General features: G+C 63.2%; 9 protein-coding genes. 2 read left to right on the top strand and 7 right to left on the bottom strand.

Features of this window, described 5'->3' with window-relative positions; genetic code table 11:
• Window positions 1-122: 122 nt before the first annotated feature.
• Window positions 123-485 carry a DUF6124 family protein gene (locus HNO86_RS18135; RefSeq protein ID WP_175378305.1) on the top strand — a complete coding sequence of 121 codons (363 nt, stop codon included), beginning with the start codon at window positions 123-125 and terminating at the stop codon, window positions 483-485.
• Window positions 486-640: 155 nt separating this feature from the next.
• Here the strand turns inward: HNO86_RS18135 and HNO86_RS18140 are convergent, their stop codons facing one another.
• The 7 genes from HNO86_RS18140 to HNO86_RS18170 form a co-directional block, all read right to left on the bottom strand.
• Entirely contained in the window at window positions 641-2,737 is a 2,097-nt protein-coding gene (locus HNO86_RS18140) for an HlyD family efflux transporter periplasmic adaptor subunit (protein WP_175378306.1), read from the bottom strand.
• Window positions 2,738-4,084 (bottom strand): efflux RND transporter periplasmic adaptor subunit, encoded by a 1,347-nt coding sequence (locus tag HNO86_RS18145; RefSeq protein WP_175378307.1) that lies wholly within the window; start codon window positions 4,082-4,084, stop codon window positions 2,738-2,740.
• On the bottom strand, window positions 4,081-4,863 hold the full coding sequence (locus HNO86_RS18150) for an efflux RND transporter periplasmic adaptor subunit (RefSeq protein ID WP_175378308.1): 783 nt from the start codon (window positions 4,861-4,863) through the stop codon (window positions 4,081-4,083). Before HNO86_RS18150 ends, HNO86_RS18145 begins: the two co-directional genes overlap by 4 nt.
• Window positions 4,844-6,379 (bottom strand): TolC family protein, encoded by a 1,536-nt coding sequence (locus tag HNO86_RS18155; protein WP_175378309.1) that lies wholly within the window; start codon window positions 6,377-6,379, stop codon window positions 4,844-4,846. The genes HNO86_RS18150 and HNO86_RS18155 overlap by 20 nt, the downstream gene beginning before the upstream one ends.
• Window positions 6,380-6,421: 42 nt before the next feature.
• The gene (locus tag HNO86_RS18160; protein WP_175378310.1) at window positions 6,422-17,737 is read right to left on the bottom strand and encodes a VCBS domain-containing protein; all 11,316 of its coding nucleotides are present in this window, start codon (window positions 17,735-17,737) and stop codon (window positions 6,422-6,424) included.
• Window positions 17,738-17,866: 129 nt separating this feature from the next.
• Window positions 17,867-18,814, bottom strand: coding sequence for a transporter (locus tag HNO86_RS18165; protein WP_175378311.1), 948 nt, complete (start codon window positions 18,812-18,814; stop codon window positions 17,867-17,869).
• Window positions 18,815-19,257: 443 nt separating this feature from the next.
• Complete coding sequence (locus tag HNO86_RS18170; protein ID WP_175378312.1) at window positions 19,258-19,683, bottom strand: YciI family protein; 426 nt, start codon at window positions 19,681-19,683, stop codon at window positions 19,258-19,260.
• Between the two features lie 349 nt (window positions 19,684-20,032).
• On the opposite strand from HNO86_RS18170, the gene tpx reads away from it, so the two are divergent.
• On the top strand, window positions 20,033-20,533 hold the full coding sequence (tpx, locus tag HNO86_RS18175; protein ID WP_175378313.1) for a thiol peroxidase: 501 nt from the start codon (window positions 20,033-20,035) through the stop codon (window positions 20,531-20,533).
• Window positions 20,534-20,644: the final 111 nt, after the last annotated feature.

The following is a 20,644-nucleotide window of genomic DNA, read 5'->3' on the forward strand; positions in this document are numbered from 1 at the left end:
GACCTTCGGGTCTGCCGGGATTTTTGCCTCATTTACCCGGATTTCCAGCCTGCGTACGGCTGCCACCCATTCGCCTGGAATTCGGATGGAGTAGCTAAAAGTCACTAAATGTAGGTATGACCATGTTCAAAGTTACCCCCAATCCCCCAGATACAGATTCCCAAGCTTCCCACGAAGACGAGAAACTCAAGGAAGCCGCCGATCGCGCTTTCTCTCACTACTTCCAGCCCGCACCTGATAAATCAGGCAAGCGCCGAAAATTCCAGCTCTTCACCGTCTCTCCCGGTATCGATACCGAAGCCCTGTTGGCCAATGCTTCCGAAGACCTGCTGTCCATCAGCGCCATTGCGGCGGATCTGGCGGACGATGTGGAGGGTTCGCGCCGGTCTGTGGCGTTAGCGCTTAGCCGGATGGCTGACGGGGTGCATTTGCTGGTGGAGCGGGCGCTGGATCACCAAGAGGCGGTGAATCAGGCCAAGGGTTAAAAGTAATTGCATTGCCCGCCACGCCTGTAGGAGCTGTCGAGTGAAACGAGGCTGCGATCTTTTGATCTTGTTTTTTAAAAGCAAGATCAAAAGATCGCAGCCTTCGGCAGCTCCTACACGGGATTGCGGGTGTATGCAGATCCATTGTGAGTTATTCAAAAGCCGCTTTCGCGCATGAACACCGCCATCACGTGCGTCGCACCATCGGCCAGCAGGCTGCGCCGTTCCCCTTCGATTTTCAGGTGGCCTCGGGTTTCACGCAGGCTTGGCAGCGGCTCGTCCAGCTGGATCAGCACCTGAAACAGCGCCGCACTCGGTATCAACGAATGCTCGGCGGGAGTGGTCGTCACCGGGCCGCCGAAACGCGAAGACAGCATGCGGTGCGAGAGCTGGCTGGCGCGGGTGCTGCCGATCTGCAGGACGCGACCGCCAAGCGGGGTGGTCTGGCCGTCGGGGTAGAAGCGCACGTGATCGCCGATGGCCATGCGATGCACCTGATCCTGGGCGACATAGGCATCCACCTGCCAGCTACGTGGGTCGATCAGCATGCCCAAGGGTTCCTGACGGCCAATCCACTGACCGGGTTTCCAGTCAGGGTCGACATCCATCCAGATCCCGGCAAAAGGCGTTTGCAGATTGAGCCGGGCGATCTCCGAGCGTGCGGCGCGGGCTTCTTCGAATTGCACGTTCAGGCGCTGGCGGGTCACGGCGTCTTCGGCAAGGCCTCCCGGGTCGGCCAGCAGACCGGACAGCCGCGCTTCGTAGCTGCGGGCATTGGCTTCGCTGCTTTGCAGGCGCGAGGCGATGTCCGGTTCATCGAGCACGATCAGGGTTTCCCCGGCCGCCACCAAGCCCCCGGCGCGAATCGATTGCAGGCGGGCCGGGTAGGGCGCGTAGACCCGCAGCTGATGTTCGGCGCGGGCCACACCGACCGCATCGATCTGGCTGTGCCAGGGGATGGCCAACCCGGCCAGGATCATGGCCAGCACCGCATAAAACAGCACTTTGCGCAGGCGAGGTACGCCGGCGCGGTGTTGCCACCAGTGATTGAGTTCTCGCACCACCGGCATGGCGATAAACCAGGACAGTTCGACCATGAACAGGATGATCCCCAACAGCTTGAAGAAGAACAGGTAGACCGCCAGCGCGATCCCCAGAAACAGCACCAGCCGATACAGCCAGGTGATGATCGCGAACGTCACCAGCAGGCGCCGTTGCCCGGTGGGAAACGACTCCGGCCAATCCTCCCGCAAACCCAGCAGGGTACGCCGCAGGGTGACCCTGGCCAGCGCCGATGCGCGCTCGTGCAGATTGGGAAAGTCCAGCAGGTCGGAGAGGATGAAGTAACCGTCGAAACGCATGAACGGGCTGGCGTTGAGCGCCAATGACAGCAGCCAGCTGGTGGTCGCCAGATACAGCAGGGCGTTGCGCAAAGCCCCCGGATCACACAGCGCCCAACCCAGGGTCGAGAGCCCGGCCAACGACAGTTCGGTGACGATCCCCGCCGAGGCGATCGCCAGGCGTTGCCGTGAGCGGCTGAGCTTCCAGCTTTCGCCGGTATCGGTGTAGAGCATCGGCCACAGCACCACGAACGCGATGCCCATGTGCCCGACCCGTAGTCCCAGGCGCGTCGCCACCAGGGCATGCCCCAGCTCATGCAGGGTCTTGGCAACGATCAGCGCCAGGGCAAAGCTGAACAGGCCTTCGGTGGAAAACGATTCGACCACGGCGTGGGTGAAGGTGTCCCACTGCTGCAGGACCAGGATCACGCCCAGCAGACTCAGGCAAAACACCAAGAGCCCGGTGAGCGGGTGAAACAGCCAACCCAGTGCCTTGGCCAGGTGTTTGAGCGGTTGCTGCGGACGCAGCAGCGGGATGCGGAAAAACAGGTAATGGTGCAACCACCAGCGCCAGCTCAACCAGCTGCCTTCCTCGCCCTTGGCCTGAAGCCGCGCCAGTGCGGCAGGGCCTGCCCGCAGCAACTGGTGTTGTTCGAGGAACTGGCGGAAGTCGAGGATCTGCTCGACGTCCGGCTTGAGCGCGGTGCGTTCGCCAATCTGCTGGCTGATCTGGCGTGGCGTCTGGCCCCAACGCAGCAGGCACTCGAATTCCAGCCAGCCGATGCGGTAGAAACGATTGATGACCGTGTCCTGAATCACCCACGCCGGTTCGCCGCTGCTGCCGTGGGCGGCTTCGCTCAGGCGCAGGTCTTCACGCAAGGGCGGCAGGGGCAGGTCGGCAGGGTCGAGCATTTACAGTCCGCTCCATGCCCGCAGCGTCGCCAGCGGTCGGCGCAGCAGGTAATAACCGAGCATCACCCGGCCGCCATACAGCTTGGCGGTGCCGTGCAGGCCCAGGCGCGCATGCTCCGGCGTACCCTCGATACTTGCCAGCAATCGATAGGCGACCACGCCCTCGTCGCTGGGGCGGGCCTGATAGCTGGTTTCGAGGATCTTGCCCTTGAGCGGCGTCAACGGGTAGGCGGTGAGGAACAGGGTGACCTCGGCGCCGGGCTCCAGGGCGATGGCATCGGCCACCGCGAGCTGGATCTGCATGGCCGGCTGGGTGGGATCGGCCACCTGCATGATCCGCTCGCCGGTCACCACCGGTTTGCCCAGCCAATCGTTGGGATCGCTGAACACCGCCACGCCACCTCGGGGCGACAGCACCTGGGTGCGCTTGAGCTGGGCCTGAACCGCGGCCAGTTCCGCCCGGCGTTGCTGCGCGCGACCTTCAAGCAAAGTCAGTTCGTTTTTGCTTTGCGGGTTGTCGAACGCCCGCTGGCTGGCGGACAGCAACTCGGCATCGGCCACCGCCACTTCCTTGCCCAAGACTTCGGCGCGGCTGCGCAGGGTGGTTTCGTCCAGGGAGAACAGCGGCGTGCCGGCTTCCACCGGTTGGTTGGGGCGGACCTTGATCTGCTCGATCACGCCGTCGATGGGCGAACTGATGATCTGCGCCTGGCGCGAGACGATTTCCGTGGGCGCCAGGGCGGTTTGCCGCACCGGCAGCAACAGCAGAGCGCCGAGTACCAACAGCCCCAGCAGTGTTTGTTTGCGGTTGGGATGCCAGCGCCTCAGGCGGCGACGGCGGGTCAGCGCCGCCCAGCAATAACCCCAGGTGTTGACCAGGCCCTTGAGGTGCTGCCACAAAACGGCTGGCGGTTCCTGATCCAGCAGTAGGATCAGCAGGCCCAGATGCTGCCCCTCACGGTCCGTAATCGGAATGCACCACAAGCCCGATGGCCACCATTCGCCCCAGCCTTCGGCGATGTCGGCCGGCGGGGGCGTGCTGTCTTGAGTCAGCCAGACCGGTTCGCCCTCCGGTACCTGGCTGGCCACCCAACGCGAGGCACGTTGCAGCCACACCAGATAGGGCGAGTCTTCACTGGGGCGCGACAGGCCGGAGACGTTCAGCAGTTCCAGCGACGACTCGCGCCGGGAAAACACCAGGGCCTGATGAAACGACAGCAGCGGATACAGATCGTTGGCCATGCTGAAGCTCAGGGCATTGAGCGAGTCGGCGGCCATCGCCTTGTCCCGCAAGGCGTCGAGCTCGAGCAGCAGGTGAGGGTGGGGCAGCGGCTCGTTCATGGTCATGGTTGGGTACTGTTCTGCTGGACCGTGTCCTGAGTGAAGCGCGCCGTGCCGCTCATGCCGGCCATCAGGTCCGGGTATCTGTCGTCGAGTCGCGCTTCCAGCTCGACGGTTTGCGCCACCGCGTCGACCCGCGAATTGATCGCGCTGACATGCGCCGGATACGCCTTGCCGGTCTCGTGGATACTGACCTGCAACGGCAGGCCGGGCTTGAGGGTTTTCAAAAGGTTGGACGGCACGTTCAAGCGCACCTTCAAGGCGCCGTCGCTGACCAGGTCGAACAGTGGCGTACCGGCCGTGACGGTCTGAAACGGTTTGACGTAGACCTTGGCAATGCGCCCGGAAAACGGCGCCAGCACCTGGCAGTAACCGCTCTGGGCCAGCCCCATGGCCCGGGCGCCGTCGGCTTTCTGTACTTCGGTGTTGGCCATGGACACTTCGATATCGCCCACTGCATTGAGCTGGCGCAGCTGTTTCTTCGCCTCCAGGTTCTGTTTGGCCATGGTCAGTTCAGCGGCCGCCACCTTGCTGCGGGCATCGGCTTCATTGCAGTTGAAACGGGCCAGCACCTCGGATTTTTTCACCTGTTCGCCGAACCCGGTCTTGAGCTCCCCGAGGGTGCCGCTCATCTGGCTCGACAGGGTGGTTTCAAGTTCCGCGGCCAGCAACACCCGGATGGCACTGGCGCTTTCAAGCGACGGCGTGTCTTCGGCCTGGACAGGCAGGATCAGACAGTTAAACAACAGGGTACCGGTCAGGACTTCAAGGGCGGTTTTGCGCATTCGGCGTTCCTTGCTGAGTGATGAGCAGGCGCTGTTGTTCCTGTTCATTCAATGTGCGCTGGATTTCCCGGGACAGGGTCTTGATGTCGTGTTTCTCGATTTGATCCGGCAGCACATCCAGCCCTATGGAGTTGTACAACCGCCCCCAGGCGGCCTGGGCACTGGAGAACGCCGCTTCGCGCTGATAACGCGAGAGCAGGTAGCGACCTTCGGAGCGAATCACCTCCAGCTCCGAGCCCAGAGCGCCGGTTTTCGCGGCCTGGGCGTAATCGAGCAGGCTGCGATCCACGCGCAGGCTTTCCTCGGTGAATTCCACTTCCTGACGCGCCAGTTGGTAACGCAGGGTGCCGACCCGTACCTGGGTTAGGATCGCCATGGACAATGCCACCCGTCGGGTATCGTCGGTCTCGCTCTGGGACTGTTGCGCCGCATTGAGTGACGGCAATTGCAGCAGGCGCAGCAGGTTCATCGACACCTGTACCCCGGTGTTCATCCAGTCGCTGTTGTAGAGGTATTTGTTGGAGTCGTAGCGATAGCCGAAGTCCACGCTGACGTTGGGCCACAGTTGCGCCTTGGCGATGTCCAGGTCCTTCTGATTGACCCGCTTGCGGTACCACTCTTCCATGATTTCCGGACGGTGCTCCAGGGACAGCTGTTCAAGCTGGGCCATGCTCTGGCGTACTTCCGGCAGCGGTGGGTCGGCGGTGTCGGCGAGGACCATCTTCGAGCCCGGCGGCAGCGACATCAGCGCCGCAAGTTCGGCCTGGGCGAATTCCAGGTCCTGGCGACGCACGGTCAGCAGGTAGATGGAGTCCAGCAGCGCCCGCTGGTAGGCGAGGATTTCCTGGCGGGGCAGCAGACCGCGTTGCTCGGCTTCCCGCGCCGAGGTCAGGGCGGTGTGGGTGCGCATCAGCAGCTTGTCGACTTCCGGCATCAGTCGCTGTGCGCCAAGGGCACGCCAATAGGCGTTGCGCACATCCTGCAGGACGTTCTGCGCGACTTTGCGGCGGCGTTCCTCGGCCATCAGGATCTGGTCGGATTTCTGCTGGGTGCGGTAATAGGCCACGCCAAAGTCCAGCAGGCTCCAGCTCAAGCCCAGTCCATAGAGTTGGCGATAGCGCTCTTCGGAGGTCGACGGACGCAAGCTGACCTGGCGGTCCTCGATGCCAATGGAGGTACCACCGGAATCGTTGTTTCGCCCGGCATAACCGGCCGATGCCACCAGCCGCGGCAGCATTTCATGGCTGGACACATCGCGCAGGTCCGACGCCAGCGCGCTTTCCATGAGTTTTAGGCGGTAGTCGAGGTTGTATTTCAACGCCCGGGCGGCGGCGTCATAAAAGGTCAGCGGCGTGGTGACCGGTTCCTGCTCGGAATACATGCGCGACTGGTCGGCGAGGATCCGCTGTCGGTTTTCCTCGTCAGTGGAGGGTTTGGGCTCCAGTGACGAGCAGGCGCTGAGCAAAACAGCGGAGGCGAGGGCTGTACTGATAAACCTGGTCGCATGTTTCTGCATGTTCAATCCTTGTGTATTGAGTACTCAGGCTGTTCGGTCAGATCAATTTCCACGGCTGTTCGGGTGCAGGCGCTGGTTGGCGTTGCGTAACTGGGCACTGAAACCCCGAGGTGCCGGACGTGGTTCGTGATTGGGTTCAGGCTGGGCCGGAGCGTGGGTCATGTCTGCCGCGCTGGTGGCAAACAGCGACGGATCACTCAACAGACCGTCGGCGGTCAGGCTGGTACGGCCCTGGCGGCCGAGAATCCACAGCATGTCCAGATCACTTTCGCGCCGGCTATCGCGCACCGCATCGGCGACGAATTGCCCGGGCACCAAGCCCAGGGCGTTGCCCAGTGAATCGCTGGTCAATTCCCCCACGGACGCCAGGCGCAAATTGCTGCCATCGGCGCCCCAGGTCGACAACTCGTTGACCCGCGCGGCGCGCTCGACCACCGGCGTCACGAAGATCGCCGGCTGCGGGTCGGGCAACAGCAGATTGCGGTTCTGGCCGTCTGGATCGCGGGAGAAGAAATGGTCCTCGGCAGGTGCGGGAATGAACGGCGTGGCGATATCCAGGTTGATCACCAGCTCGGCCTGGTCGCTGGCGCCGTTGAGGTCATTGATGGTGTAGGTGAAGACATCCTGCAGCACGAGGCCCAGACCTGCAGCGGCCAGTACCTGCGGATTGCTCTGGTCGATGGTGTAGGTGAAGCTGCCATCGGCGTTGAGCACCAGGGTGCCGTACAGCCCGATGATTGGCTGGCCGATGACGCCAGCCGTGCCGGTACCGGCTTCGGCACCGGTGCGCACCGCCACCACTTGCAGCGGGTCGTTGGCATCCACGTCGCCATCGTTGGGCAACACATTGCCGGTGGCTTGCGGCGCGGGCACCTGATCGCTGGCGGTGACGCTGTCGTTCTGCGCCACCGGGGCATCGTTGGCGCCCTGGATCACTACCGTCAAACGGGCATCGGAGGTGGCACCTGCGGTGTCGGCCATGCGGTAGGTGAAGGTTTCGCTGAGGGTGTCACCGGCCGTGCGCAAGGCCTGGACGGTGGGGTTGCTGTTGTCGATCAGGTAGGTGTAGCTGCCGTCGGCATTGAGGATCAACTGGCCGTAACGCCCGGTCACGACCTGTCCGGCGGTGCCGGCCTGGCCCGTTTCGCTGGTGACCCCCAGTACCTGTTTGGTTTCGCCGTTGGCCGCGCTGTCGACGTCCGTGTCGTTTAGCAGCACATTGCCGGTGCCGTTTCTGCCCGGCGTGCCGTTGGCAACGCCGCCGGCTTCAACGGCGATGGAGGCTTCGTCCTGGGCAACCGGCGTATCGTTGCGACCGTCAATGGTGATCCGCAGCTCCGCCTGGCTGGCGGCGCCGAAGATGTCGACCACGGTGTAGGTGAATACTTCATTCAGGGTCTGGCCGCTCTGGCGCAGGGCCTGCACCACGGCGAGGTTGTTATCGAGGGTGTAGGTGTAGCTGCCGTCGGCATTGATCAACAGGTCGCCATACAACCCGCGCAGTGCCGTGCCCAGGGTGCCGACGGTGCCGATGTCCGTCACGGTGCCGGTGTGGATGCCGATCAGGTGCAGGGCGTCGCTCTCGTTGTCGCGGTCGTTGTCGAGCACGTTACCCGTCGGGTCGATACCTGGCTGGCTGTTGTTGACCCCGCCGGCCTCGACGGCAGTGGCGGTGTCGGTCGCGGGAATCGGCGCGGTGTTGCGGCCGCGGATGATGATGTGGATTTGCGCCAGGTCGTTTTGCCCGCCACGGTCGGTCACCTGATAGGTGAAGCGTTCATTGAGAAACTGGAGCGGTCCCAGGGCCAGCACTGTCGGGTTGTTCGAGTCCAGGTTGTAGGTGTAGTTGCCGTCGGCGCCGATGATCAATTGCCCGAACTGGCCGTTGATCAGCGTGCCATTGGTGTTGTCGGTGCCCGCTGTCACCCCGCTGAGCGCACCGCCTGCCGCTTCGGTGCCGAAACGGATACCGGTGACCTGCAGGCTGTCGCCCTGATCGACATCGGTGTCGTTGGGCAGCACATTACGGGTCGGGTTGACGCCGTTGCCGGAACCGTCGTCGGCGACCGCCACGGCCACATCGTCGGTTGCAACGGGGGCATCCCAGGCGCCGTCGATGCGAATGCTCAACTGGGCAACGTCGGTAGCGCCCACGGTGTCACGCATCCGGTAGGTGAAGGTTTCCACCAGTGAGTCGCCGACCTTCAAGGCCTGTACCGCAGCCAGCGTGTTATTGACCACGTAGCTGTAAGTGCCGTTGGCATTGATGGTCAGGGTGCCGTACAGGCCGGTGAGGGTTTGCGTGACGCCGACCGTGTTGAAGGTGCCGCCCGCCGCTTCCGTGCCGGTGCGAATGTCGGTGACGATCTTGCTGTCGCTGGCATCGACGTCGGTGTCGTTGGTCAGCACGTTGCCGGAAGGGTTGAGCCCCGGCGTGCCGTTGAACGTTCCGCCGGCTTCGATGGCGACCGTGCTGTCGTCGACGGCCACGGGGTTGTCGTTGGCGCCACGGATGGTGATGGTCAGGGTCGCGGTACTGGTGGCGCCGGCAAGGTCGCGGATCTGGTAGGTGAAGGTTTCCGTCAGGGTGTCGGCATTGGTGCGCAGGGACTGTACCTGCAGGTTGTTGTTATCGACCACGTAGGTGTAGTTGCCGTCGGCGCCAAGGGTCAGGGTGCCGAAAGCACCGGCAAAGCCGCTGCCGATGACGCCCACCGATGCACCCTGGCTGACCCTGATGACGCTCAGGACTTCGCCATTGCCGTCGACATCGCTGTCGTTGGCCAGCACGTTGCCGCTGGGGTTGACGCCCGGTGTGGCGTTGTTCAGACCGCCGGCCTCGACGGCCGTATTGACGTCGTTCTGTGCGACTGGTGTGTCGTTGCGGCCTTCGATGGTGATGTTCAAGGTGGCAATGTCGGTGGCGCCGGCGGCGTCGATCACCGTGTAGTTGAACGCGTCGGCCAGGGTGTTTCCGGCGCGCAACGCCTGGACCGCTGCCATCGTGTTGTCCAGGCGATAGCTGTAGCTGCCGTCGGCATTGAGGGTCAGCCAGCCATAGGTGCCGCGCAATTCGCTGCCCAGGGTGCCGGCCGTCCCGGCACTGCCTTCGACGCCGGTACGCACCGAGGCCACGGCGCGGGTTTCGCCGTAGTCATGGGCGGGCAGATCGGCCGGTATCTCGCCACCGTCCACATCCGTGTCGTTGGTCAACACATTGCCGGTGGGGTCGACGCCGGGCTGATTGTTGTTCAGCCCGCCGGCTTCGATGGCCGTGGCGGTGTCATCGCCGGCGACCGGATTGTCGTTCTGGCCGAGGATCAACACGACGATTTCCGCGGTGTCGGTTTCCGGGGTCGGACCGACTTCATCGCTGATGGTGAAGGTGAAACGCTCCAGCAGTAGATCGCTGCCCACCCGCAGGGCTTCGACGTCGGCGTTGGCGTTATTGACCACGTAGGTGTAGCTGCCGTCGGGGAAGATCGTCAGCCGACCATACAAGCCATCGATGCTCGTGCCGCCGGCCAGGACCGCGATCGGTGTGCCGGAACCGCTCTGGATGAAGGTCACCGTCAGCGGATCGCCGTCCGGGTCGGTGGAGTTGACCGTGGCGTCGCCTGACGGATCGCGTCCCGCCGTACCGTTGGCCACGCCACCTTTTTCGATGGCGATGGCCACCACGTTCTGTGCCACGGGCGGATCGTTGACGCCGTGGACCGTGATCACCAGTTGCGCAGTGTCGGTCAGTCCCTTGGTATCCGTGATCCGATAGGTAAAGAACTCGGTCAGGGTCTGCCCCTGTTGCAGCGCCTGGACGTCGGCGTTGGTGCTGTCGACATCGTAGATGAATGAACCATCGGCACCGATGGTCAGGGTGCCGTACAGGCCGACCACCACTGTGCCATTGGCCGAAGTGGTGCCTGTCGCGACGCCACTGAGGATGTCGACCGCCGGGTTGTAGGTGGCTTCGCTCTTGTTGATCACGCCATTGACCAGCAACTGGCTGTTGGGGCGGTCCGCGGCATCGACGTCCTGATCGACGCCGTTGCCGCCGGGCTGGTCGATCGTGCCGGGTCGACTCGGGAACAGAATGACGTTACCGGTGGGGTTGGTTTCCGCGGCGGTGCCGTTGGTAGGCGCGGCTTGCGCCTCGGCCGCGTCGTCGCTGGCCACCGGGTTGTCGTTGGCGCCCTGGACCACGATGCGCAACTGCGCGACGTCATCCAGGCCACCGGCGTCGGTGAGGCGATAGCTGAAGAACTCGATCAACTGGTCCCCGGCGCTCAGGCGCTGCACGGTGACGTTGTTGTTATCGATGACGTAGGTGTAGGTGCCGTCGGGATTGATGGTCAGGGTGCCGTAGAGACCGACGACGCTGGTAGCGCCGGTAACCGGGGTGAAGGCGCCTTGCCCGGCTTCCGCCACCGGGCGCACGGCGGTCACGGTTCTGGTTTCACCGTTGGCGACGCTGTCGACGTCGGTGTCGTTGGTCAGCACGTTACCGCTGGCGTTGCTGCCCGGTGTGCCGTTGAGCACGCCGCCGGCTTCGACCGCGACCCCATTGTCGTCCACGCCCTGGGGCGTGTCGTTGGCGCCCTGGATGGTGACGGTCAGCGTTGCGGAGGAGGTGGCGCCGGCCAGGTCGCCGACCACGTAACTGAAACTGTCGATCAGGGTCTGGCCCGACAGGCGCAGGGCCTGCACCGTCGCATTGTTGTTGTCGACCACGTATTGGTAAGAGCCGTTGCTGCCCACCAGCAACTGGCCGAACTGGCCGTTGATCACCACCACGCCAGAGGCCGGGACGAGGGTGCCGCCGACCGATACCAGGTGCAGCCGGTCGGCGTTGGTGGCGATGTCGACGTCGGTGTCGTTGGTCAGCACGTTGCCAAGCGGATCGATCCCGATCGTGCTGTTGTTGGTGCCGCCGGCTTCGAGCGCGGTGGCGACGTCATTGACCGCGACCGGCGCGTCGTTGACCGGGGCCAGGATGATTTGCAGGGTGTCGGTGTCGGTCAGGGCGTCAGCGGCGGTACCCGGAATGCCATCGCCATTGGCATCGCCGTAGTTGCCCTGGTCGTTGCTGACCACCGTGAGGGTGTCGGTGCCGTTGAAGTCCTGGTTGCCCAGGTAGCGCAGGCTGGCCAGTGCGAGGTTGAGATTGGCCTGCGTACCGCTCAGGGTCAGGGTCGCGGTGTTGGCCCCGGTGACGGTGACGCCGGGGATGGTCGCGCCGAGGAACAGCGTGCCTTTGGTGACGGAGAGGGTGACGGTCAGGTTGCGGTCGTTGACGTTCGGGTCGCGGTCGGCGTCGATGTCGGCGACGCTGATGCCATTGATGTTCAGCACCACGTCTTCCTGGCCGTTCTGGGTGCCGGGGAGGGTGTTGACCGGCGCATCGTTCTGTTCGACGAAGCCGGCATTCGCCGCTTGAGTGTCGGCATCGCCCAGGGTAAGGGTGACCTGTCCGAGGGTGCCGCCATCGCTGTCGACCCGCACACGCAGATCGCCCAAGGGTTGCGGATAGCTGATCAGCCCGGCCGGCACGTCGATACGGAACACACCCAGAGGCAACACGCCGAAGTGGTACTGGCCATTGGCGTCGGTGACGGTGGTGAATTGCAGGTTGTCGGCCGTGGTGCTGAGCAAACCGTCGACGCCGGCCCAGGTCAGGGTCACGGTTTGCCCGGCAAGGCCGGGACCGTCCGGCGTGGCGCTGGCGGTCGGTGATGCGGTGTCATTCCACAAGGTGCCGGTGATCACGCCGAGCCCGGCGTTGTCGCGCAGGATGTACTGGTTCGGCCCCACGGTGCTGCCGGTACGCTCGCCATCCACCGTGCCATCGACGCCGACACTGTTGCCGCCCCAGCTGGTGAAGTCTTCGGGCAGGCTGCTCCAGGTCAGGGTCGCGTTGCTGCTGGCGACGATCGAGGCGTTGGGCAGGGTGACCTGATAGCGCACCTGCACCTGAGCGCCGACGTCCAGTTGATCGAAATTGACGCTGATGCCACCGGTGGTGCTGAAACTCACACCGGCTGGCAGGTTGCCCGGTCCGAAGGTGACGCCGTTGATGCTGACGCTGACCAGCGTGTAGTTGGTGCCGCCCGTGAAGCTGTCAGTGATTTGCGCATCGAAGGCCGGCAGGCCGCCGTTCTGGGTGAAGCTCAGTTGCACGGTGGCGTTGCCCGTGGTGCCGCCGGGGTTGGGGTCGAAGGCGACGATGGTCTTGTCCAGGCCACTGAAGCTCGGCTCGACAATGCGTTCGAAAATCGTAGTGCTTTGGGCACGGCCTGCGCCGTTGACGATTTCCAGGGCCGAAACACCCAGCTGTGCGCCGCTGATATTGGTCGCCACGTTGGTCACGCGCACGTTGAACTCGAGGGAAATGCCTTCTAGGTCGTCGTCGGTGCCATTGCCGTTGACCACATTGCCCATGTCGAAGGTCACGGTCTGGCTGCCATCGGCGTTGGTCACGATGGTCAGGCGACTCGGATCGAATATGCCCTGGGGTGCCAGGCCCGACAGATCGGGGGTGATCGGCAAGGCTTGGGGGCTGTTTTCGTTGCCGTCCACGTCCAGGGTGCCGCCGACGATCAGGTTGGCGTCGCTGACCAACCCGCCATTGGAGATGAAGGCGATGCGCAGTGCATTGACCAGCGCATCCGGAGAGATGAACTCCAGCCCGTTGGCCAGGGTGATCTGGATCTGATAGTTGGGGTTGTTACCCTGCGGCACCAGTACCACCACGCGATAGCGGATCACTTCGCCGACGGTCACCTGTTCGGTTGGCGCGGTGGTCGGGGCAGGGGCGGCGGTATCCGGCAAGCCACCGACCCGGGAGACCTGGATGGCCTGGGCAACCGGTATCACCAGGGTGGAGAAATTGCGGTAATCGTTGAGCGTGCCGCCATTGAGTTGACCATCGACGCCGGTACGCTCGCCGGCTTGCGGGCCATCCAGGCTGGTCCATTGCACGGTCGCCACGTTGGCGAAGTTGGACTGCGAGGCCGCGGTGGCATTCACCACGCCGGTAATGCTCAGGACGATGCTGCCGCCCTTGGCGATATCGATGTTGGCCCCGTTGACGGTGCGCAACTGGCCGCCCACCAGTTCGAAATCCACGCCGCCGTTGTTGGTGGCGCCGTTCTGATAGAGCACACCCACCAGGGTCAGGCCGTTGAGCTGGGTCGGCAGGTTGTCGAGAAAACTGATGTCGAAGGCATTGAAGTCGCTGCTGGCATTACCGTTGCGGATGGTGATGGTGAAACTGACGGTATCGCCTTCGTCATAGCCGCCAAGGCCTGCGGTGGAGGTCAGGACCTGGGTCACCTGCAAGGTGGGCTCGCGCACGGTGACCGTGGGCTGGCCACTGCTGAGCGCCACGGTGCGATCCACCGCCACGTTGCCGTTGGGGGTGTCGCTGTCCGGATCGCTGAACACCAGTTGTGCGTTGTTCTGCAGGGAGATGTTGGCCTGGTTGCCGATGACGTTGTTGGCCACCAGTTGCAGGCGAATCACGAAGGTGTTGTTGCCGGTCTGGTTGTCCGCCGAGACGCTGGACACGCTGAAGGTCCAGCGCGCGTCCACGCCATCGCCTCCCACGGTTCCACCAATGCCCGTAAAACCGCTGATGACCACACTGCCGGCGAAGTCGGCGCCCAGTGCGCCGCTGCCGGCGCGGGTGGTGATGATCTGGTAGCCGAGACCGCCATTGAACGTGGTGTCCAGGCGCATGCCGGGGGGAATCAGGTCGTCGATGCGCAGGGTCTGGGTGGTGCCTTCCGGCAGGGTGACCACGATGTCGTAGCGCATGCTTTCGCCGACCACCAGATCACTGCCGTTGGTGTGGGTGGCGCTGGAGTCGCCGTTGTCCAGGGTGCCATCGGCGAAGACCTTGGTGATCACCGGGGCCGCGACTTGTTGATTGGCAAGATCAGTGAGGTCGACCGGGGTGAAGTCGGTGCCGCCGTTGACGCTGGCGTAATTGCTCAGGGTGGCGGTGGATTGCAGGGTGCGGCTGGCCTCGATGGTGCTGCTGACCAGCACGTCATAGCTGATCACCACCAGATTGGCGCCGCTGGTGTCCGCCACCGTGCCGCTGCGTCCGGCGAGCAGTGTCGCTTGCCCGCCGGCATCGAGGAAGGTGATCTGGTTGCCGGTCACGCTGTAGTCGGTGCCCAATACCAGCAACGTGCCGTCGCCCCGGTAAATCTGCAGATTGGCCGCCGCCAGGCTGCCGCCGACGAAACTCAGGCCGGTCGGCAGGGTGATGCTGGTGGTGACATCGTAGGCGCCACCGCCACCGCTGTTTTCGATGGCCGTCACCAGCCGAAGGCTGTCACCACCGTCGATATTGACGATATTGCCGTCCACCGCCGCAAGGTCGGTCACGCTGCCATTGAACGGCACGCCGGTACTGCCCGGCGGGTTCCAGCTGCCGGTGGTGTTGCTCACCGTGCCGTTGGAGCCGGATACCACGCCGTGCTTGATGTTCAGCACCGGCTCGGCCACGGAAACGATGGCGACCACGTCGGAGGAAATCAGCGTGCGGTCGGTGAGGGTGGTCTGTTGGCTGGATTGGACCAGCACATCCAGTGAACGCTGATCGGCAAAGGGTTGATCGCCGACCCTGAGGGTAAAACGAATGACGATGCGACTGCCGGTGGTGTCGGCCGTGACGAAGCTGCCGAAATCGAACACCACCGAGTTGCCGCCTGCGCTGGTCACGCTGACCACGGCGCCGGCATTGGTGTTTCCAGGGCCAAGTTCCCACTGCCCGACATCGCTGCCCGAGCCCCAGGTGACGCCTGTCACATCGAACAATGGCAGTGGCAGGTAGGCCGTGAGCTTGAACTGTTCGTAGTCGCCGGTGACCAGGTCGTAGCTGAGTTCGAAGGTCACTTCATCGCCGGGGCGCAACTCACCATTGCTTGGCGGTGTGCCGTTGTTGACCTCGACCAGGCTGATGTCGACGTTGCTGGTGGGGATCTCGCTGGTGGTGGCCGAGTTATCGGTTTCGCTCTCGCCCGTGAGGTTGAGAATATCCAGCAGCAAGGTGCCGTCGACCACGGCACTGTTGCCCAGTTCGTCGCCTTCGTTGATTTCCGGATGCGGATTGCCCGAGGGCGGCTTGTAGGTCTGGCCGACGATCGCCGAATAGCTGAGCACCGCCAGCACTGCGCCTTCGACGGTGTCATCGAACGCCAGGTCGCCATTGAGCCAGCCACGAATATTGGAAAAGGCATTGCGCAGCGACTGGGCGATATCGAACGCCATCGACGTGCTGCCGTCGGCGTTGGTGACCACGGTCGTGACCAGGGCAATGGTCTGGGGCACGCCGTTGATGGTGACCGTCAGGGTTGGCGTCCCGGTCAGCGTCTGGCCGTCGCTGAGCTGGTCGCGCACGAACAACTGGCCTTCGTTGAAGAAATCCTTGCCGAAGGCGAAGTAGTCGGAGATGGCAATGTTCAGGTTGTATTGCAGGGTATCGCCGGGGGTGATGCCGGCATGGCCAATGTCGGTCTGCAGGGTCGCGGTCTTGAGCAGCGTGATGGATTTGGCGATGAATTGCGTACTCACTCCCGTGCCGCTGAAATCGATGGTTGTGTTGGGCGCCGTGAGGTCTCGCGGGTCCAGCGGAACCCACTGGCCAGATGCCGTCGGCGCGCCGAGGGTGATGGTTACCGCGTCGCCGGTCGTCGGATTGATGATCGGCAGGCCATTGGCATCGACTTCGGGAACGTAGAACGCCACCACGGTATCGGTCTTGCCGGTGAGGCTGGCGTATTCGACGGTGAAGGAACTGATGAACACGTTATCGGCGGCGATCAACACCGCGATTTGCGCCGGGTTCGTTACCACGGTGCCATCGTGCAGGGTGATGGAGGTCAAGCGACCGCCGGCGCCGGGTGTGATCGCGGTGACCTGGATGTTGTCCGGCAATGGCTGGGTCACGACCACATTGGTCAGCGTCTGCCCCGGTGCCGGTGTGGCGGAGAGGGTGAGGGTGCGCCCGTAGTTGGGACCGGTGGCGGTTTCACCTTCAGGGGTGTTCAGGGTCTCAGTGACGGTAATGACCGTGGGGTGCACCACGAACGCTGCCGAACCGACCTCGATCAGGCTGGGGTCGTTGGTCGGGTTGTCCAGGGCATCGTTGCCGAACTGGAAGCCGCCGCTGGCGCGGATGGTCAGGTCGGGGCTGCCGTCGGAAAAACTGGTGTCGGCCAGATTGCTCAGGCTGGCGGTGACCACCACCGGGATGACCGGTTGCTGATTGGTGACGCTGGCGAACGGCAACTCAATCACCACCAGCCGGTCGCCGGCACGCAGGCCGTAGGTCGCTGCGTTGATGATCAGGAAATTGCCGTTGGCGTCTTTGGCCAGTGGGTGAGTGGCGTTGCCATTGGCGTCGAAGGTGACGACGTGGCTGATCAGGTTATTGCCCAGATAAGTGGCGGAGATGAAGCTCACGCCGTCGTCGCCGTCCTTGCCGGTGGCGGGCAACCCCAGGTTGATGAACGGCGCGAAGCCCGCCTGAGTCGAGGTATTGCTGAAGTTGACTGTGAAGGTGAAGCGATCACCGAGCAGCACGTCGCTGCCAGTGGCGGGCAAGTTCACGGTGGGCGCCGCGTCCGCAAGCAGCCCGTCGAAACTGGCCATGGCCGCGCTGCTGATGGCGATGCTTTTATCGATATCGCCGACCCGGGTTTCCAGTGTCCAGTCGCCGCCAGCCTTGGTGTTGCCGGTGTCATTGCTGGAGGCCGCCACATCGGCGCCGGTCCAGCGCGCCAGTTCGGTCACCAGTGTCTTGCCGGCGGCGCCTGCGCCTACATCGCAACCGTAGAGCTGGATATCCGCGCCCTGGGTCAGACTGTTGCGCCACTGTTCGAGAGTCTGGCCGAGCTGGCCGATGTTGTCCGCCGTAATGGTGCGATTGCCGAGGGTGAATTGCCCGGCGGCCCCGTGGGACATGACCTGGATCGAATCCACTTTGCCCAGTTGCGCCAGCGCCGCGGAAATGGCTGCCAGGCCGTCTTCACCGGCGTTGACCACGATGGCCGTGACATTGCCGGGCAACTGCGCGAGCAGTTGATCGCGGTTCTCGATACGGCTGTCGAGCACCAGCAGGCTGCGGGCCGCCGATGGCGCCTGTTCGGTGGGTGCATGGCCTTCGGTCGGCGTCGCATGGGGGACGGCGGGCTCGACAGGGGCAGGGGTGCTGCCGGCGGGATCGTTCTGATGCTGGTCAGCGGCCGCGGAGGCTGCGGCGCCGTCGAAGAGAATCCTGGGTTCCAGGGCAAGCGCCTGCCGCTGCGGACGCAAATGTGAGCCGGAAAATATCCTCTTTGACTCTTGCATAGTGAGGCCCTCGAACTACGCGGTAATGCAATCCATTGACGGCCCACTATTGGGGGCAAATTAAGCATAGGACTTTTCTGAAGGATTACCATTTACTGCAACACGCTGGATCCAGCCTTGTGCCGGCGCCTAGAAAAACGCCAGGGTCATGTTGACCGCAACGCCGTTGCCTTCAGGGCGATTCTTGGTGTCGAACTCCGGCACCCAGCGCAGGCTGAGGTTGGCCTGGGCGTCGGCGAACTTGCCGGTCCAGCCAATGATCGGGCCGGCGCCCACGGAGCGACCGCGAAAACTGCTGGGGGCGCCGGAGCCCGTGTCATCGCTGATCTGCTGGATGTAGCCGGCCGCCATCCCGGCGGCCCAGCCATTGCCGAAACCGTGGGTCCAGATCGCGTCGAGGGTGAAGATGTCGCCATTCTGGTAATCGGTGTCGTCGTTCTCGGTGTAGAACTCAAGTCCGCTGGACAGGGTGAATTCGCCACCCTTGCCGTCAAGGTGGGTGAAGGCCACGGTGGGCATGAAGGTGTAGGTGTTCTGCCCGGGATTGGCCAGGCGATCGACGTTGTAGGCGCCGGTCGGCACGTAGATCGGCAGGGAAAAGGAGATGTGATTGACCGCGTCGAAGTGGTAACCGGCGGCGATCGGCGTGACCAGCATGTCGGCGAACTGGGTGCCGCTGTCACTGGTGCCCAGCGTGCGGCCACGGGGGCCGGTGATGCTGGCGCTGACGTCGGTGTATTGCACCGGCACGCCGACGGCCGAGGCGTAGTTCCAGCGACCTTTGCCGGTGTCCCAGACATGGGTGAAGTTGGCGATGGTGTAGGACACCTTCATGTCCAGCCCGGTACTCACGGCACCGCCAATGGGCACCTGGGTGCTGCCCTTGAGGTCGCCGTCGTACCAGATGCTGCTCAGGGACATCACCCATCCCGGTTCGGGTGGCACGATGCCGGCATTGGAGAAGACCTGTTGCCCGGTAATCGGCCGGCCGACGCCGCCTTCAGCCGCCAGCGTGTATGGACAGCTTGCGATCAGGCACAGCGCCAGCATCGGGCGTACTACGAAGGGCTTGATCATGAACGGCTCCGCGGGTGATTGGAGTGGTGTAACCGGTTGTCTGTGGGCTGATCTGGGCGCCGACGCCGCAACTGACGAACATGGTCATCAGGCCGAAACCGGCGGTACGAATGGCTATGTGCATGGCCAGTGCCTCACTTTCCAGACGTGGTGGTGTGCCCCGCGAACGGCGTGGAGGCTCGTTTGGGCGGCGCCTCTTCGAACGGAGCACGGCCGCGGTTGCGTAGTCCCGTGAGGCTTGTAGGACATGTCTCTTGAAGCTAGCAGCTAAAGGAGGGGTAGCCAGTCGGAGGGGGTTAATTCTTTGTTTTGGTATCACGCGTTCACTGTAGGAGCCGAGCTTGCTCGCGATGGAGGCCCAGGCACCGCTGGCATTCAGACAGCCCGCGTTATCGTTGGCCTCCATCGCGAGCAAGCTCGGCTCCTACAGGTGTAGGGGGGGCTCAGCAATTACGGCTTTGCCCGAACGCCCGCTCTTCCTGCTCACGCAACTCCGGCGTCAGTTCTTCGCCAAAATCCTCCATCTCGAACACCTGGCGAATCTCGATCTCAGGCTCAGTCCCGGGCATCGGGTTAGGGCAGCGTTTGACCCATTCAATGGCTTCTTCCTTCGATTTGACCTGCCACAACCAGAAACCGGCGATCAGTTCCTTGGTTTCGGCGAAGGGGCCGTCGATCACCGTGCGTTTGTCGCCGGAAAAGCGCACGCGGGCGCCCTTGCTGCTCGGATGCAGGCCTTCGCCGGCCAGGAGGATGCCGGCCTTGGCCAGTTCTTCGTTGTAGTTGCCCATGGCAGTGAGCAGTTCGGTGCTGGGCATGATGCCGGCTTCGGAATCCTGGCTGGCCTTGATAATGATCATGAAGCGCATGGTGATGTCTCCGCTGGATTTGGATGATTCACTTATAGTCGAACGAGCATCTGCACAATCGACAGCGGTGCCACACAAATCACAGATTCTTTCGTCGATCAGAAAACGTATGAACATCGAGCTCCTGTGGGAGCGGGCTTGCCCGCGAAGAGGCCGGCACATTCAACGTTGATGTCGACCCATCTGACGCCTTCGCGGGCAAGCCCGCTCCCACAGTTGACCGCGTTCCCCCGTGGTACAACGTATGAAAAAATCACGATTTGTATCCGGGGTAGGTCGCCAGCCGATTTCGTGGTTAACTTCCGCCTCTTCACGACTCTCTACATCAACGTTCAGAAGGACTCCGTTCATGGCTCAAGTGACTCTCAAAGGCAACCCGGTTCAAGTCAACGGCCAGCTGCCACAAGCCGGTTCCAAGGCGCCAGCCTTTTCCCTGGTTGCCGGCAATCTGTCCGACGTCACCCTGAAAGACTTTGCCGGCAAGCGCAAAGTGCTGAACATCTTCCCAAGCGTCGACACCCCGACCTGCGCCACTTCGGTACGCAAGTTCAACGCCCAGGCCAATGACATCGCCAACACCGTGGTGCTGTGCATTTCCGCCGATCTGCCATTCGCCCAGGCCCGTTTCTGCGGCGCCGAAGGCCTGGAAAACGTGCAGAACCTGTCGACCCTGCGCGGTGCCGAGTTCATCCAGAACTACGGCGTGGCCATTGCCGACGGCCCGCTCAAAGGCCTGACCGCCCGTGCCGTGGTAGTTCTGGACGAGAACGACAACGTGCTGCACAGCGAACTGGTCAAGGAAATCGCTGAAGAACCGAACTACGAAGCAGCACTCGCTGTTCTGAAGTAACTGCGCATTACAATTGTTAACGGCCTGGCCCTGTCCAGGCCGTTTTCATTTGTGCTTCAGTGTCTTACACAAATCTCTTGTTACGTAAGCCAAAGGTAAATTGCCGGTAAA

It is taken from the genome of Pseudomonas sp. C1C7, from assembly GCF_013359595.1.
Classification (GTDB): domain Bacteria; phylum Pseudomonadota; class Gammaproteobacteria; order Pseudomonadales; family Pseudomonadaceae; genus Aquipseudomonas.